Annotated in this window: 14 protein-coding genes; 9 read left to right on the forward strand and 5 right to left on the reverse strand. The window is 70.0% G+C overall.

What is annotated here, in order from left to right:
- The first annotated feature begins 32 nt into the window (after positions 1 to 32).
- From ASE16_RS17155 to ASE16_RS17165, 3 genes are read left to right on the forward strand one after another with little or no spacing between them, the layout of a single operon-like run.
- Positions 33 to 1,340 (forward strand): ABC transporter substrate-binding protein, encoded by a 1,308-nt coding sequence (locus tag ASE16_RS17155; protein WP_157480435.1) that lies wholly within the window; start codon positions 33 to 35, stop codon positions 1,338 to 1,340.
- A 2-nt stretch (positions 1,341 to 1,342) separates the two neighbouring features.
- Positions 1,343 to 2,266: a carbohydrate ABC transporter permease gene (locus tag ASE16_RS17160; protein ID WP_082581544.1), complete on the forward strand. Its 924-nt coding sequence runs from the start codon at positions 1,343 to 1,345 to the stop codon at positions 2,264 to 2,266.
- The gene (locus tag ASE16_RS17165; RefSeq protein ID WP_055897932.1) at positions 2,263 to 3,084 is read left to right on the forward strand and encodes a carbohydrate ABC transporter permease; all 822 of its coding nucleotides are present in this window, start codon (positions 2,263 to 2,265) and stop codon (positions 3,082 to 3,084) included. The genes ASE16_RS17160 and ASE16_RS17165 overlap by 4 nt, the downstream gene beginning before the upstream one ends.
- A gap of 50 nt (positions 3,085 to 3,134) precedes the next feature.
- Here ASE16_RS17165 and ASE16_RS17170 read toward each other — a convergent pair whose 3' ends face one another.
- Positions 3,135 to 3,791: a GntR family transcriptional regulator gene (locus ASE16_RS17170; RefSeq protein WP_235500562.1), complete on the reverse strand. Its 657-nt coding sequence runs from the start codon at positions 3,789 to 3,791 to the stop codon at positions 3,135 to 3,137.
- Positions 3,792 to 4,009: 218 nt separating this feature from the next.
- Between ASE16_RS17170 and ASE16_RS17175 the strand changes: the two genes are divergently transcribed.
- The 5 genes from ASE16_RS17175 to ASE16_RS17195 are packed head-to-tail and all read left to right on the forward strand — an operon-like array spanning position 4,010 to position 11,170.
- Complete coding sequence (locus ASE16_RS17175; RefSeq protein WP_235500563.1) at positions 4,010 to 6,118, forward strand: beta-galactosidase; 2,109 nt, start codon at positions 4,010 to 4,012, stop codon at positions 6,116 to 6,118.
- Positions 6,115 to 7,581, forward strand: coding sequence for an aminomethyl-transferring glycine dehydrogenase subunit GcvPA (gene gcvPA, locus ASE16_RS17180; protein WP_235500565.1), 1,467 nt, complete (start codon positions 6,115 to 6,117; stop codon positions 7,579 to 7,581). The genes ASE16_RS17175 and gcvPA overlap by 4 nt, the downstream gene beginning before the upstream one ends.
- Positions 7,578 to 9,239, forward strand: coding sequence for an aminomethyl-transferring glycine dehydrogenase subunit GcvPB (gcvPB, locus tag ASE16_RS17185; RefSeq protein WP_082581545.1), 1,662 nt, complete (start codon positions 7,578 to 7,580; stop codon positions 9,237 to 9,239). The genes gcvPA and gcvPB overlap by 4 nt, the downstream gene beginning before the upstream one ends.
- A complete protein-coding gene (locus ASE16_RS17190) occupies positions 9,240 to 10,421 on the forward strand; it encodes an ATP-NAD kinase family protein (RefSeq protein ID WP_082581546.1) in 1,182 nt (393 codons plus the stop codon). It abuts the gene before it with no gap.
- A complete protein-coding gene (locus ASE16_RS17195; RefSeq protein ID WP_055897936.1) occupies positions 10,412 to 11,170 on the forward strand; it encodes an SDR family NAD(P)-dependent oxidoreductase in 759 nt (252 codons plus the stop codon). Before ASE16_RS17190 ends, ASE16_RS17195 begins: the two co-directional genes overlap by 10 nt.
- Before the next feature lie 44 nt (positions 11,171 to 11,214).
- Here ASE16_RS17195 and ASE16_RS17200 read toward each other — a convergent pair whose 3' ends face one another.
- Together ASE16_RS17200 and ASE16_RS17205 are read right to left on the reverse strand one after the other, a co-directional pair.
- Positions 11,215 to 11,448, reverse strand: coding sequence for a CDGSH iron-sulfur domain-containing protein (locus tag ASE16_RS17200; RefSeq protein WP_414843038.1), 234 nt, complete (start codon positions 11,446 to 11,448; stop codon positions 11,215 to 11,217).
- Between the two features lie 23 nt (positions 11,449 to 11,471).
- The gene (locus ASE16_RS17205; RefSeq protein ID WP_157480437.1) at positions 11,472 to 12,509 is read right to left on the reverse strand and encodes an iron-containing redox enzyme family protein; all 1,038 of its coding nucleotides are present in this window, start codon (positions 12,507 to 12,509) and stop codon (positions 11,472 to 11,474) included.
- A 92-nt stretch (positions 12,510 to 12,601) separates the two neighbouring features.
- On the opposite strand from ASE16_RS17205, the gene ASE16_RS17210 reads away from it, so the two are divergent.
- Positions 12,602 to 13,696 (forward strand): glutamate--cysteine ligase, encoded by a 1,095-nt coding sequence (locus ASE16_RS17210; RefSeq protein ID WP_162255988.1) that lies wholly within the window; start codon positions 12,602 to 12,604, stop codon positions 13,694 to 13,696.
- A 100-nt stretch (positions 13,697 to 13,796) separates the two neighbouring features.
- On the opposite strand, the gene ASE16_RS17215 is transcribed toward ASE16_RS17210, so the two are convergent.
- Together ASE16_RS17215 and ASE16_RS17220 are read right to left on the reverse strand one after the other, a co-directional pair.
- Positions 13,797 to 14,516, reverse strand: a complete 720-nt coding sequence (locus ASE16_RS17215; protein ID WP_055897945.1) for an SDR family oxidoreductase — start codon at positions 14,514 to 14,516, stop codon at positions 13,797 to 13,799.
- Positions 14,506 to 15,360 carry a class II fructose-bisphosphate aldolase gene (locus ASE16_RS17220; RefSeq protein ID WP_055897947.1) on the reverse strand — a complete coding sequence of 285 codons (855 nt, stop codon included), beginning with the start codon at positions 15,358 to 15,360 and terminating at the stop codon, positions 14,506 to 14,508. Before ASE16_RS17220 ends, ASE16_RS17215 begins: the two co-directional genes overlap by 11 nt.
- Between the last annotated feature and the right edge of the window lie 18 nt (positions 15,361 to 15,378).

A 15,378-nucleotide genomic window follows, 5' to 3' on the forward strand; every position in this document is an offset into this window, starting at 1 on the left:
GTATACAATATTCAATCGACAAAGGAGTCATCATGAAACGCTTGCGAACGCTCGTTCCCATAGCCGCCGCGGCGCTGGTCCTCAGCGGCTGCGCGATGGCGGGGACCGCATCCGGCCCCGCTGCGACCATCGACCCGAACGCGAAGGTGTCCGGCAGCATCACCGTCTGGTCGTGGGATGCGGCAGCCGTGTCTCTCAAGCGCCTCGCGGGGGAGTACGAGAAGAAGCACTCCGGCACGACGATCAAGGTCGTCGACATCGGCTACGACAACGCATACGACAAGCTGTCCGTCGGGCTCCAGGCAGGAACCGGCCTCCCGGACGTGGTCACCATCGAGACCGACCACACCCCCGGCTACCTCAGCCAGTTCCCCAAGGGCTTCGCCGACCTCACCCCGATCATCGGCGACAAGAAGGCCGACTTCGACCCGTCCAAGTGGGCGGCGTCCGTCGACAGCGCCGGAGCGATCAAGGCCGTGCCGTGGGACTCCGGCACTGTCGGCCTGTTCTACCGCTCCGACTACCTCGACGCGGCAGGCGTCGACCCGGCGAGCCTGACCACCTGGGACGCTCTGGTCTCCGCCGGTGAGAAGATCAAGGCCGCGACCGGTCACACCCTCCTCACCGCCGATGTCTCCTCCGGTGGCCTCTTCCAGATGCTCCTGCAGCAGCAGGGCCAGGGGCTCTTCGACGCGAAGGGCGACATCACCGTCTCGTCTCCGCAGGCCGTGAAGGCGCTCGCACTGCTCAAGGAGCTCAACGACAAAGGCCTCCTCAAGAACGTGAAGGGCTGGGATGCGCGGGTCACCAGCGCCAAGAACGGCGACTCCGCTGTCACCCCGGAGGCCGTGTGGTGGATCGCGACGCTGACCGGAGAGGCGGCAGAGCTGAGCGGCAAGTACGGCGTGGCAGAGCTGCCGGCGTTCGACTCGGACGGCGCCCGCACCTCGAACAGCGGAGGCTCCGCGCTCGCTGTTCCCACTCAGGCGAAGAACCCGCAGCTCGCCGCGTCGTTCGCCGCGTTCGCGCTCGCCGACACCGCCAACCAGGTGTCGATGATGAAGAAGGACGGCCTGTTCCCGTCCTACCTCCCCGCGCTGAAGGACCCGCTGTTCCAGCAGCCGGACCCGTACTTCGGCGGCCAGAAGGTGTACCAGCTGTTCGCGGAGCAGACCGCGAAGATCCCCGCGATCGCCTACACGGCCGACAACGCGAAGGCGGGGGACATCGTCGCCAACGCCGTCGTCTCGTCGGTGATCAACGGCGCAGACCCTGCCAGCGCGCTGAAGGATGCGGCAAAGCAGATCGCGACGGCGACCGGCCGCACGATCGCGGGCTGAGCATGGCCACCGTCGACTCCGTCACCGCGGGTCGCACGGCGGCGCGGCCGAGAGCGGCCAGGTCGCTGGGGCGCAGGCTCCAGCGCCCTGGCGCCTGGTTCGCGCTGCCCGCCGCCGCCCTGTTCGCCGTGTTCTTCGCGTATCCCCTCGTCGTCTCGCTCTGGCAGAGCTTCTTCAGCACCAGGGGCGGCGCATCCACCTGGGTGGGGCTTGACCAGTACGCACGGCTGTTCGAGGACCCTCTGGTGCTCACCAGCCTCGGCAATGCCGGGCTGATCCTCGTGGTGCAGGTGCCGATCATGATCGGCACGGCGCTGCTGCTCGCATACACGCTCAACCAGACCTGGCTGAAGTTCCGCACCGGGTTCCGGCTGATCTACTTCCTGCCGGCCGTGACGACCCTCGTCGCGTACTCTGTGGTGTTCCGGGTGATGCTCGCCACGGACGGCGGGGCGGTGAACCAGCTCATCGGCCTGTTCGGCATAGCGCCCGTCGACTGGCTCAACGACGAGCTCTGGGCTCGCGTGGCGCTCATCGCATCCATCACCTGGCGGTGGACCGGATACAACATGGTCATCCTGCTCGCCGGGCTGCAGAGCATCCCCGCCGAGCAGTACGAGGCGGCGCGCGTCGACGGCGCCGGCCGCTGGGCGACGTTCTCGAAGGTCATCGTGCCGCAGCTCCGCCCCGCGATCGTGTTCACCACCATCACGTCGACCATCGGCGCCCTGCAGCTGTTCGACGAGAACGTGATCCTCACCGGCGGCGGACCCAACAACGCCACCCTGACCCCGGTGCTCTACCTCTACAAGGTCGGCTTCCAGCAGTTCGACCCAGGGTATGCGTCGGCCATCGCGTGGCTGCTCGTGCTGCTCACCGGCATCATCTCGATCGTGCAGTTCCGTCTTCTGAGGGAGAAGAAATGATCCGCGCCCTGCGGCACTCACCGGTCTACCTGCTCCTCGCGGCCGGGGCCGTGCTCAGCGTCATCCCGTTCCTGTGGATGGTCGTGGCATCGACCCACACCACGTCGTCGCTGTTCGCCACGCCCCTGCCCGTGCTGCCGGGCGGCGAGCTGCTCGCCAACCTGGCGCGGCTGCAGGCGGAGACGAACTTCGGCCTCGTGCTCGCCAACAGCCTCGGGATCGCCGTGGTCTACACGGTGTTCAGCTCGGCCGTGAGCGTGATGGCGGGCTACGGGCTGGCGAAGTTCCGGTTCCGCGGGCGCGGAGTGCTGATGGGCGTCGTGCTGGTGACCATGATGATCCCGATGCAGGTGCTGCTCGTGCCGCTGTTCCAGATGATGGCGAGCATCGGCTGGATCGACACGTATCAGGCGATCATCGTGCCGTTCCTCGCCAACGCGTTCGGCATCTTCCTGATGCGTCAGGCGTTCCTCGACTTCCCCGACACGATCATCGAGGCGGCGCGCATCGACGGCGCAGGCGAGCTGCGCACGTTCTACCGGGTGGTGCTCCCGATCGCGCGCCCTCAGCTCGCGGCGCTCGTCATCTACACGTTCGTGAGCCAGTGGAACGCGTTCATCTGGCCGCTGCTGATGCTCAACACCGAGGACAAGTACACGGTGCCTGTCGCCCTCAACACGATGATCGGCCTCTCCCGCGTCGACTACTCCGGCCTGATGCTCGGCTCGCTGCTGGCGACCATCCCGCTGCTGATCGTGTTCCTGCTGTTCCAGCGGCAGTTCGTGGCGGGGCTGCTGGGCGGTGCGGTGAAGGGGTGAGCGTCAGAGCGGGGGCGGCGCGGGCGGTGGAACCGGTGGGACCGGCGGGGTCAGCCCAGCCGCTCCCACGAGATGCCGGCGTCGGCGAGCAGGCGGCGCATGCCGTTGGTCCAGTTGGCGGCCAGGGCCTGCTTCGCCGCGTCCAGGTCGCCCTCGACGAGGTGGCGGGCGATGTCGGCGTGCTCGATCGCGCTGCGCTCGACCATCACGTCGTCGGAGACCAGCAGCGACTCGTAGCGGTGGATGGCGCGGCGCACGCCGGCGATCTCGTCGAGGAGGCGCTGGTTGGGGCAGGCGCTCAGCATCAGGTTGTGCCACTCGTCGTCGCGGCGGTTCACCAGGGCGTGCTGGGCGACGTCGTCGTTGAACTCGGCGGCGAGGGCGGCGAGCTGTTCGCCGATCCCAGCCAGCTCGTCCGCCGGGCTGAGGTCGATGGCCAGGCTCTCCAGGGCCACGATGATCGGGCAGAGTTCCTCGAACTCGCGGGCGCTGAGCGGCACGAAGCGGAAGCCCTTGCCGTTCTCCGACTCGATCTGGCCCTCGCTCTCGAGCGCGATCAGCGCTTCGCGGAGCGGGGTGCGGGAGACGCCGAGCTCGGCGGCGAGCTGCACCTCGTTGATGCTCTCGCCCGGGCGCACATTGCCGGCCCGCATCCTCGCGATGAGTTCTTCGCGCACCTGGGATCGCAGGTTCTTGCGCTCGATCACTGTGACCTCCTGGTCGGTTCGTGCGTGGCCTCGCGGCCGGCCGGCGTCGCCAGCTTAGGGCTTGACCCCTCGCGGGAATCGCTTTAGCGTTACTGTATACAGAATACAGTCGACGGTTGCCCGGTGTAAAGCACCGCAGCCGTGAACTGTCCGTTCGACCCCGCACCATCCAGCTCGACCCGCACACCAGCTCGACCCGCACCCTCGCAAGGAGACCAGTGACGACCACCTCGCCGCGGAGCATCCGCCTCGACGCCCTCGCCTATGGCGGCGACTACAACCCCGACCAGTGGCCGGAGAGCGTCTGGGCCGAGGATGCGCGCCTCATGGTCGAGGCCGGCGTCAACCTCGTCACCCTCCCCGTCTTCTCCTGGCCGCTGCTCGAACCGCGTCCGGGCGAGTACGACTTCGCCGGGCTGGACCGCGTCATCGACCTGCTCTGGGAGCACGGCATCCGCATCGACCTGGCCACCGCGACCGCGACCCCTCCCGCGTGGCTGGTGCGCGAGCATCCAGAGGTGCTGCCGTGGAATGCGGACGGCGTGCGGCTGGAGTTCGGGTCGCGGCAGTCGTACTGCCCCAGCTCGCCGATCTTCCGGGAGGCGGCGCTCCGGCTCACCCGCACGCTCGCCGAGCGCTACGGCGCGCATCCCGCCCTGGCGCTCTGGCACGTCTCCAACGAGTACGGCGATCACGTCTCGCGCTGCTGGTGCCCGGAGTCTGCGCGGCATTTCCGCCGCTGGCTGCAGAACAGGTACCAGACGATCGACGGCCTGAACGCGGCGTGGGGCACGAGCTGCTGGGGCCAGCACTACCTCGACTTCGAGCAGATCGAGCCACCGCGCACCGCGACAGGACCGATCAACCCGGCGGAGCTGGTGGATTTCGAGCGGTTCTCCTCGGACGCGCTGCTCGAACTGTTCCAGGCCGAGATCGACGTGCTGCGCGAGGTCACTCCCGACATCGCCGTCACCACCAACTTCATGAGCATGTTCCGCGAGCTCGACTACTGGGACTTCGCCGACGCCGAGGACCTCGTCACCGACGACGCGTACCCCGACCCCTCCGATCAGGATGCGCACATCGCGGCCGCCCTCAACTACGGCCTGATGCGCTCCCTCAAAGACGGCCGCCCGTGGTTGCTGCTCGAACAGGCGCCGAGCGCGGTGAGCTGGCGCGAGGTCAACGTGCCCAAGGCGCCAGGCCAGATGCGCGTCGGCAGCATGCAGGCGCTGGCGCACGGGTCGGACGGCGTGCTGTTCTTCCAGTGGCGGCAGGCGAAGTTCGGCCCGGAGAAGTTCCACTCCGCGATGCTCGGCCACCGCGGGGAGCGCAGCCGCACCTTCCAGGAGACCAAAGCGCTCGGGGCCGAGCTGAAGACGCTCGCGCCGATCACGGGAACCAGGGTGCGCGCATCCGTCGCCCTCGTCGCCGACTGGGACTCCTGGTGGGGCGTCAGCGAACCGGAGTCTCTGCCCTCTGTGCGCCTCGACTGGCTCAGGGAGGCGCGCGCCTGGCACGCCGCGGCGTACGCGCTCGGCCAGCCGGTCGACGTGGCCCGCGCCGCAGGCCCGTACGGCGAGCACCGCGTGCTGCTCGTCCCGAACCTCTACGCCACCACGACGGAGCAGGCGGCTGCGCTGACAGCGTTCGTCGAGGCGGGCGGTCAGCTCGTCGTCGGCCCGTTCTCCGGCGTGGTCGATCACCGCGAGCAGATCCACGACGGCGGCGCCCCCGGCCCGCTGCGCGACTTGCTCGGCGTCGAGGTGGACGAGTGGTGGCCGCTGGCGGACGGGCAGATCCGCAGTGTCGCGTTCGACACGTCGTTCGCCACTCCCGGCGAGACCCACGGCGTGCGCGTCTGGAGCGAGTGGATCGAGGTAGCGCCCCGCACCGAGGTGCTCGCGACGTACGCGGACGGCGACCTCGCGGGGCGTCCGGCCGTCACGCGCCGCGCATCCGGTGCCGGAGCAGCCTGGTACCTCAGCGCCGGCCTCGACAGCGATGGGATGCGCGCGGTGCTCGCCCAGGTGTTCGCCGCGGCAGACGTGCCGGTCGCCGCATCCATCGACACCGACCTCGAGGTCGTCACCCGCACCGACGGGACCACGGACTACACCTTCGTCCTCAACCACGGCAGGGCGGACCGCTCAGCACCGCCCATCCCCGGCGGCCGCGACCTCCTCACCGGCGCCCCCTCCGACTCCGCCATCGCCCTCCCCGCCTTCGGCGTCGCGGTCATCGCCCACCCCGCCCCTGCCGATCCCGCCCCCGCCCGAACAATCGAGTCCGAACTTCTTCAGCCGACACGCCGCGAGCGTCCGTGAACAACTTCGGACTCGATCGCGACGCCGACCATCCCGACCACCCCACCACCGACCGCGAGGCCACCATGACCCAACCTTTCGTCCACCCGTACGTGCCGAACACGGCGCCGGCATCCCGTCAGGCGATGCTCGACGCCGTCGGGGCGGCATCCGTCGAGGAGTTCTACGCCGACGTCCCGGCCGACCTCCGTCTCGGCCGCGCCCTCGACCTGCCGGAGCCGCTCGTCGCCGAGCAGGACCTGGTGCGTCACGTCGGCGGTCTGCTGCGCCGCAACCGCTCCGTCGAGCCCGGCCGCCTCTTCCTCGGCGCAGGCACCTACCAGCACGCCGTCCCCGCCGTCGTGGACGAGGTCATCAACCGCAGCGAGTTCCTCACCGCATACGCCGGCGAGCCGTACGAGGACCACGGCCGCTTCCAGGCGCTGTTCCAGTACCAGTCGCTGATGAGCGAACTGCTCAACCAGGATGTGGTCAACGTCCCCACCTACGACGGCTTCCAGGCCGCCGCCACCTCGCTGGCGATGGCGGGCCGCATCACCGGCCGCCGCACCGTCCTGCTGGTCAGCGACGCGCATCCGGACAAGCTGTCGAAGGTCCGCGACTACATCGCGCCCACCATCGACCTCGTGCTCGTCCCCACGGTCGACGGCACCGCCGACCTCGCCGCCGTGACCGGGATGCTCGACGAGAGCACCGCCGCGATCTGGATCGAGACCCCCAGTTACACCGGAGCGCTGGAGACCGCCGTCGCCGAGCTCTCCGCCGCCGCGCACACTGTCGGAGCCGTCGTCGTCGTCGGCACGGACCCGATCGGGCTCGGCGTGCTCACCCCGCCTGCCGACCTCGGCGCCGACATCGTCCACGGCGACATCCAGTCGCTCGGGCTGCACCCCTGGTTCGGCGGCGCGCACGCCGGGTTCATCGCCGTGCACGACGACACCCGGTTCGTGATGGAGCTCCCGTCGCGGCTGTTCGGCCTCGCCTCCACCGACGTCGAAGGCGAGTACGGCTTCGGCGACGTGGCGTACGACCGCACATCGTTCGCCCTCCGCGAGGAAGGGAAGGAGTGGGTCGGCACCGCAGCGGCCCTCTGGGGCATCGCCGCAGGCGTCTACCTCTCGCTGATGGGGCCGCAGGGCATGGCGGAGGTCGGCGAGACCGTCCTCGCCCGCACCGCGTACGCCTCCCGCGTGCTCGCCGCCCTCCCCGGCGTCGCGCTCGCAGACGGCGCGACGCACTTCCGCGAGTTCGTGATCGACCTGACGGATGCGGCGCTCACCGCACCCGAGCTGGTCGCCGCGGGCCGCGCATCCGGATTCGAGCCTGGCCTCGCCATCGACGACCACCGGCTGCTGGTGTGCGTCACCGAGCAGAACACCCAGACCGACATCGACGACCTCACCGCCGTGCTCGCCGACGCGCTCGGCGCAGCGCGCGCACAGCAGAAGGAGCAGAACGCATGAGCCTCCCCATCGCCCCCAAGCCGGCTCTTCGCCGTTTCCACCAGGCGCGCTGGGACGAGCCCATCGTCTTCGAGCTGCACACGCCGGGAGAGCGCGGCGTGCTCGTCTCCCGCCCGGAGGCCGGGGTGCGCGAGACGGTCGGCGATGTCGTCGCCGATCTGCCCGCATCCCTTCGTCGCAGCGCACCGCCCGCGCTGCCGGAGATCGGGCAGATGCGCGTGCTCAAGCACTACCTGCGACTCAGCCAGGAGAATCTCGGCGCCGACCTCAACGTCGACGTGGGCCAGGGCACCTGCACCATGAAGTACGCGCCCAAGGTCAACGAGGCGATCATCCGCACGCCCGACCTCACCGAGCTGCACCCGTTGCAGGACCAGGCGAGCGCGCAGGGCGTCCTCGAGATCGTCTGGCGCACCGAGCGGATGCTCGCGGAGATCTCCGGCATGAGCAGGGTCTCGCTGCAGACCAGCGGCGGCTCCGAGGCGATCTGGGCCAACATCTCGATGATCCGCGCCTACCACGCCTCCCGCGGCGAGGCGGAGCAGCGGGATGAGGTCATCACCACGATCTTCTCCCACCCGTCCAACGCCGCAGCGGCCAAGGCCGCGGGATACACGGTCATCACCATCCACCCGGATGCGGACGGCTACCCCGACCTCGACGCCCTCCGCGCCGCGCTGTCCTCGCGCACAGCGGCGATCATGGTCACCAACCCGGAGGACACCGGGATCTACAACCCGCGCATCCGCGAGTGGGTGGAGCTGGCGCACGAGGTGGGCGCGCTCGCGTCGTACGACCAGGCCAACGCGAACGGCATCCTCGGCATCACCCGCGCCCGCGACGCAGGGTTCGACGTCTGCCACTTCAACCTGCACAAGACGTTCGGCACGCCGCACGGCTGCGGCGGGCCAGGCTCGGGGGCGAACGCCGTGTCGGAGGCGCTCGCGCCGTTCCTGCCCGGCCCGGTGGTCGAGCGCGACGGCGATCGCTACTACCTGGATGCGAACCGGCCGCAGTCGATCGGCTCCGTCGCCCCGTTCTACGGCGTCATCCCGAACATCGTGCGCACGTACGCGTGGATCAGCGCACTCGGCGCGGACGGCCTGCGCGCCGTGGCGGAGACCGCCGTGCTCAACAACAACTACCTGATGAAGCGCATCCTGGAGATCCCCGGTGCGAGCGCACCGTATGCGACCGGTCGCCGCCGCATCGAGCAGGTGCGCTACTCGTGGCAGGAGCTGTTCGAGGAGACCGGCATCAGCTCGGAGGAGATCGGCGTGCGCGCCGCCGACTTCGGGATGCACTACTGGACCAGCCACCACCCGTACATCGTGCCGCAGCCGTTCACGCTGGAGCCGACCGAGTCGTACTCGATGGCCGAGCTGGACGAGTACGCGAACGTGCTGGCCGAGGTCGCCCGCGAGGCGCGCGAGACGCCGGAGGTGGTGCGCACCGCTCCGCACAACCAGACCGTGCACCACACCCACCACGACGACCTCGACGACCCGGAGCGGTGGGCCGTGACCTGGCGGGCGTACCAGCGGAAGTACTTCGGTGCTGGCGCTGCTGGCGCAGGAACCGACGTCGCGGCCGATAGCGCTGCCGCGTCGGGTGCGTCGGGCGCGTCGGGCGCGTCGGCCGAGGAGGCAGCGGCCTAGATGTCCACCGTCCGTCAGCTCCGTCGCCCGGCGATCGGGGTGGTCGTGAACCCCGTCGCCGGGATCGGGGGACCAGCCGGTCTCGTCGGCAGCGACGGCGACGCCGTGCAGCGCGAGGCCGTCGCGCGCGGTGCGCATGCCCGTGCCGCCGACCGCGCGGCCGTCGCCCTCGCGGTGCTGGCGGACGCGCATCCGGGGCTGGAGGTGCTGACGGCCGGCGGTGCGCTCGGCGAGGACGCTGTCCGTGCAGCGGGGCTGCTGGCGCGCGTCGTCTACACCCCGGATGCGTCGCGCGCGACGGCCGGCGACGACACGATGCGCGCGGTCGCCGCCTGTGCAGCGGACGGCGCTGGGCTGGTGCTGTTCGCCGGAGGAGACGGCACCGCCAGGGATGCGGCGAGCGGCGCCCCTCCGGAGGTCGCACTCCTCGGCATCCCCGCCGGTGTGAAGATGTACTCCGGCTGCTTCGCCGTCTCCCCGGCGGCTGCTGGGGCCATCGCAGCGGACTGGCAGTCGTCGGGCGGGCTGTCGACGCGCGAGGCCGAAGTGCTCGACCTCGACGAGGCGCTCCTGCGTGCAGGTCGCCCGGACCCTCGCCTGTTCGCGCTCGCCCGCGTGCCCGCATCCCGCGAGCGCACCCAGGCGCGCAAAGCGCCGACCCCGACGAGCGAGGCGGACGCCGTTCGCCTCGCAGCGGCGGGAGCCGTGGCGGCCATGCAGCCGGGCGTCCGCTACCTGCTCGGGCCGGGCGGAACGCTCGCCGCCGTGTCCCGTGAGCTCGGCATCCAGGGCACACCGCTCGGCGTCGACATCGTGCAGGATGGCGCGCTCATCGCCCGCGACGTCTCCGAGAAGCAGGCGCTCTCCGCCATCGCCGGGCATCCCGCGAAAGCGGTGGTCACGGTGATCGGCGGCCAGGGCTTCCTGCTCGGCCGGGGCAATCAGCAGCTCTCGCCGGCGGTGGTCGACGCGATCGGCCCCGACCCTCTGCTCGTCGTCGCGACGGAGCAGAAACTCCTCGACCTCTCCGGCCGGCCTCTCCTGGTCGACACCGGCGACCCCCGCATCGACGAACGCCTCGCCGGTCATCTCCGCGTGATCACCGGCCCGTCGTCGTCGAGCATCTACCCTGTCAGTGCCGCCAGTGCGGCCACCACCGAAGGAGCGCACACATGCGTCTAGCCGACAAGTCCGCCATCGTCACCGGAGGAGCGGGCGGCATCGGCCGCGCCACCTCCCTCGCCTTCGCGGCGGAGGGCGCACGCGTCGCCGTCGTCGACGTCGCCCCAGGAGCGGCGGAGAAGGTCGCGGAGGAGATCCGTGCGGCGGGCGGCACCGCCATCGCCCTCACGGCCGATGTGTCGAACGAGGCGGACATCGAGCGCGTCGTCGCCGACACCGTCTCGGAGTTCGGCGGTGTCGACGTGGTCTTCAACAACGCGGGCATCATCCGCAGGACCACAGCCGTCGAGACCACCGCGGACGAGTGGGACCGCGTGTTCGGCGTCAACGTCAAGGGCATCTTCCTGATGTGCAAGCACGTCGTCCCCGTCATGGCGGCGAACGGCGGAGGCTCGATCGTCAACACCGGCTCCGGATGGGGTCTCAAGGGCGGCGCGCAGGCCATCTCGTACTGCGCATCCAAGGGGGCGGTGGTCAACATGACCCGCGCGCTCGCCATCGACCACGGCCCGCAGGGCATCCGCGTCAACTCGGTCAACCCCGGCGACGTCAACACCGGGATGCTCCGCGACGAGGCCCGCCAGCTCGGCCAGGAGGCCGGCTCGTTCCTCGCCGAAGCCGCCGACCGCCCGTTGCAGCGCATGGGCGAGCCGCAGGAGATCGCGGCCGCCGTCGTCTGGCTCGCCTCCGACGAGTCCTCGTACGTCACCGGCTCGGCCCTCGTCGTGGACGGCGGCGGGATCGCCTGACCCCTGCTGTGCGGTGCGGGCCGGGAGCACCGGCCCGCACCCGCTCACACCTCGGGCTGCGGCTGTGGCTGCGGCCGTGACTGCGGCTCCGGCTGCGGGTCCGTCCGGAACCCGACGAGCTTGTGCGTCCCGTCGCAGTACGGCTTGATCGTCGACACCCCGCAGCGGCACAGCGCCACCGTGCGCCGGCTGCGGTGAACGGGCTTCCCCTCCGCGTCCACGATCTGCGCCGGGCCGCGCACGAGCAGCGGCCCGTCGGGGCACGCGACGATGGTCACGGGTGCAGGCGAATCCGACGCACTCACACCGTCACCGTCTCTTCCGCGCGCAGTGAGCTCGCGCCCGCCTGCCAGCGTTCGAGCATGTGCGCTCCGACGAGGCCGTCCGCGTACAGGCAGGCACGCGCACCGAACACGATGTCGGGCAGCAGCTCGGGATGCTCCTCCGCCAGGCCGCCCGCGAGGTCGCGTCCGGCGATCTGCTCGTGGACCGCATCCGCCTCGACGTGCTCGTCGAAGTAGTCGGTGACCTCGCTGTCGTAGCCGAGGCGCCTGAACCCGTTGCCGTACAGGCGGTTCGGGATGGACGACGTCATCTCGAACGCGGCCAGGTGACCGGCGATGGCGCCCCTGAGCCGCCGGTTCAGTCCGAACATCGACATCATGTTGAAGGACGCGAGCGTCACGGCGGGCGCGCGGTCGATGTACGCCCCGTAGCTCGGATCGAGCCCGACGCCGGCCATGGTCTTGGCGAAGATCACCGAGTGCATCCGCGACGGCTGCCCTCCGCCGTACTCGTCCGATTGCACCTCGACGAGCGCGGCCTTCGCCCTGCCGGTCAGGCGCGGGATGGCCCAGGAGTGCGGGTCTGCCTCTTTGAGGGTGTAGATCGACCGGTGGATGATGAACTCGGTCGCCTGCTCGCGCGTCGCCTTCTTCGCCAGGTAGCGGGAGAGGCTCGGGCCGCTGTCCTCCGCGGTCGCGGCGAAGAGGTACGCGGCCACGGACTCCGCATCGGGATGCGGGAGCTCGCCGATCTCCACGCGCTCCCGGAGCTGCTGCTCGAACAGGTCCTCGATGGCGGTGCGGACGGCGACCTGCGCCGGGTGCCACTCCCAGCGGTCGTCGCACTCGACCACCCCTCCGTAGGAGAGGCCGTAGCTGAGGAGCAGGGCGAGCTGGAGGTCGTCGTCGGTGCCGACGTACGGCTGCTGGTCGAGCGCTTCCCGTGCGGCGTCGAGGGTGCGCTGCATGGAGTCGGACGATGGTCGCGCCGGTTCGGAGAGGGCCTGGAGGAGCTGCGCGCTCACGGGTCCGCGCGGCGTGATTCGTGCTGTCATGCTCCGACCGTGAGCCGACTTCCCTGCGCAGTCAAGCCATTGCGTGCATCCCGTGGCCGTGCGTACTGTGTGCGACGGACGAGGGGATGCGCGTGCGGACGACGATCGGCGTTGAGGAGGAGTTCGTGCTGCTCGATCCCGAAACCCTCGTGCCGGTCGAGCGTGCGCGGGAGGCTCAGGATGCGCTGCGACGCACCGGCGACGGCTTCGGCCGGGTGATGGCCGAGTTCTTCCCATCGCAGCTCGAGTTCGCGTCGCCGGTGTGCGAGACCGCCGGGCAGGCGCTGGCCTCCATCACCGGCTTCCGGGAGGAGTTGTCGGCCTGGGCGGCGGAGAACGGCCTGATCGCCTGCGGGGTCGGGCTGCCGTACCGCGTCGCGCAGGAGGCCGAGGTGACGGACGAGCCGCGCTACCGCGAGATCGCGTCGCACTTCGGGCTCATCGTGCGCGACCACCAGCTCAACGGGCTGCATGTGCACGTCGGCGTCGCCGACAGGGACGCCGCGGTCGCGGCCTCGAACGCCCTGAGGCCGTGGCTGCCCGTTCTGCTGGCGCTGTCCGCCAACTCGCCCTACTGGAACGGGGTCGACACGGGGTTCGACTCCTGGCGCGCCATCCACAGCAGGCGCTGGACGACGCACGGCATCCCACCCCGGTTCCTGGATGCGGCGGACTACGACCGCAGGACCGTCGCCCTGCGTGGCGTCGGAGGCACCTCGGATGCCGGGACGCTCAACTGGGTCGTGCGGCCCTCGGAACGCTATCCGACCGTGGAGGTGCGCGTGTTCGACGCCCAGCTCGACCCGGAGACGAGCGTGGCGCTCGCGTCGATCGTGCGCGGGCTGGTCCTCGCGTCGGCGGGGCGGGCCACGGGCACCCAGGCCGCGGAGATCGAGCCCGAGCTCCTGGACTCCGCGCTCTGGCACGCGGCCCGCAACGGTCTCGCGGCCGACCTGCTCGATCCTCGCGACGGCTCGCTCGCCGACGCCCGCGCGGTGGTCCGGGCCCTTCTCGACGCGGCAGCCGGCGGGCTGGCCGAGCACGGCGACACGGCTGCGGTGTCCGCGGTAGTGGACCGCATCCTGCGCGAGGGCAACGGTGCCACCAGGCAGCGGGCGGCGATGACCGAGGGCGGGATGCGCGGGCTCACCGCCGCGATCAGCGCGGACGCCGTCTCCACGTACTGACAGTCACTCCCTCCCGCGCGCGAACCGGCGATGCACTGATCCGTGACGCACAGCAAGCTGTCCGGCTGCCGGAGCGGCACGTCGTCACCTACGCGCTTCCTTACCCCCACGAATCCTCGGAGAGATGCCGGAGAGCTACCTCGAGAATGCGCAGGTGCCGAGGCCGGGTGAGGACGAATTCGACGACGTCAGCGATGTCCTCGGGTGTCAGCATGGATTGCAGCTCTGGCATGCTTTCGTGCCGCAAGCCACGGCCCATGCCGAACTTTGTCGCCACCCCACCTGGACAGATGTTGACGGTTCGGATTCCGGCCTCTCGAAGTTCGTGATCCAGTGAGCGAGTGAATCCGACCTGCGCAAATTTGGATGCGACGTAGACGGCCTCGTCTGGAAGCGCCCTGCGCCCCGCCTCCGAGGCGATCGTCACGAGGTCCGGCGAGCTGCTGAGGCGCAGCGCAGGGAGAGCGGCCCGCACCGTATTGATCAGCCCCTTGACGTTGATGTCGATCATCTCGTCGACCTCCGCTTGCGGGGTAATCTCGACCGGCCCCCACGAGCCGACACCGGCATTGGCGACCACGATGTCGATCCCACCGTAGGTCTGAGCCGCTCTCTCACACGCCGAACTGAGGTCGCGGACACTTCGCACATCCCCCACGAGAGGAAGATAGGACGGCCCGTCTCGGTCCGCTTCGGCGTGCCGGGACAGTGCAGCCACTCGCACACCCGCGTCGTGCAGCCGGTGGGCGACGGCCAGCCCGATACCGCTGCTCGCGCCGGTGACGAGAGCGACACGCCCGGCCAATGGCTCACAGAGCATTCCGGCCACCTCCGTTCTCACCGGTGAGAGAACTCAGGATCTCGACGGTTGTGGCACTGACAGCATCGCGGGCGGCACGCAGGTGGGGCCGAGGATCGGTCGCGGGATTCTGCTCGAACGATCGTCGTAGCGCGTCGCTGTATGTCGTCGCGACGCGGGTCCCGATGTTGACCTTCGTGATCCCCACCGCGACTGCCCGACGGATGCCCGCCGCGCTGACGCCTGATGACCCGTGAAGGACGAGGGGGACGGACACGCGGTCCGCGATAGCGGCGATGAGCTCGTCGTCGAGTGTCGCGTCCGCCGTCGGCATACCGTGGGAGCTGCCGACTGCGACCGCCAGTGCGTCGATGCCTGTCGCCGACACGAAAACAGCGGCTTCGTCGGGATCGGTGCGGACGCCGGACGCATGGGCGCCGCGTTTGCCGCCGATTTCGCCTAGTTCGGCTTCCACATACCAGCCGTCGGCGTGCAACATCTGCGTGAGGTCGGCGACGGTGCGGACGTTCTCGGCGAACGACAACCGGGATGCGTCCACCATGGCGGACGACACGCCCGTGCCTGCGCCGACCCGGAGCCACGATGGCGTCTCGATGTGGTCGAGATGGATGCTCGCCAAGGCACGCCTCTGACGCACAAGCTCAGTTAAGCCGCAGAGGAAGGCGCGTGCTCCGCTGGCGTGGAAGTCAAGGCAATGCTCACTGACCTGGAGGATGACAGGGTGCTCAGCGGCCTCGGCTCCGGCGATGAGGCCATCGGCCTGCTCGAGCGTGACCACATTGAATGCGATGACCCCGTGGCGGCGCGCGTGGCTCATGATGGCGGCGGTTGTCGTCAGCGGCACTTCGGCTCCTTCTTCTTC

The sequence above is a fragment of the Leifsonia sp. Root227 genome, from assembly GCF_001428745.1.
In the GTDB taxonomy this organism is placed as follows: Bacteria; Actinomycetota; Actinomycetes; order Actinomycetales; family Microbacteriaceae; genus Leifsonia.

Coding starts and splice junctions, on each gene's coding strand:
- ASE16_RS17155 (WP_157480435.1), top strand. CDS start 33: ATGAAACGCTTGCGAACGCTCGTTCCCATAGCCGCCGCGGCGCTGGTC.
- ASE16_RS17160 (WP_082581544.1), top strand. CDS start 1,343: ATGGCCACCGTCGACTCCGTCACCGCGGGTCGCACGGCGGCGCGGCCG.
- ASE16_RS17165 (WP_055897932.1), top strand. CDS start 2,263: ATGATCCGCGCCCTGCGGCACTCACCGGTCTACCTGCTCCTCGCGGCC.
- gcvPB (WP_082581545.1), top strand. CDS start 7,578: ATGAGCCTCCCCATCGCCCCCAAGCCGGCTCTTCGCCGTTTCCACCAG.
- ASE16_RS17190 (WP_082581546.1), top strand. CDS start 9,240: ATGTCCACCGTCCGTCAGCTCCGTCGCCCGGCGATCGGGGTGGTCGTG.
- ASE16_RS17195 (WP_055897936.1), top strand. CDS start 10,412: ATGCGTCTAGCCGACAAGTCCGCCATCGTCACCGGAGGAGCGGGCGGC.
- ASE16_RS17205 (WP_157480437.1), bottom strand. CDS start 12,509: ATGACAGCACGAATCACGCCGCGCGGACCCGTGAGCGCGCAGCTCCTC.
- ASE16_RS17215 (WP_055897945.1), bottom strand. CDS start 14,516: ATGCTCTGTGAGCCATTGGCCGGGCGTGTCGCTCTCGTCACCGGCGCG.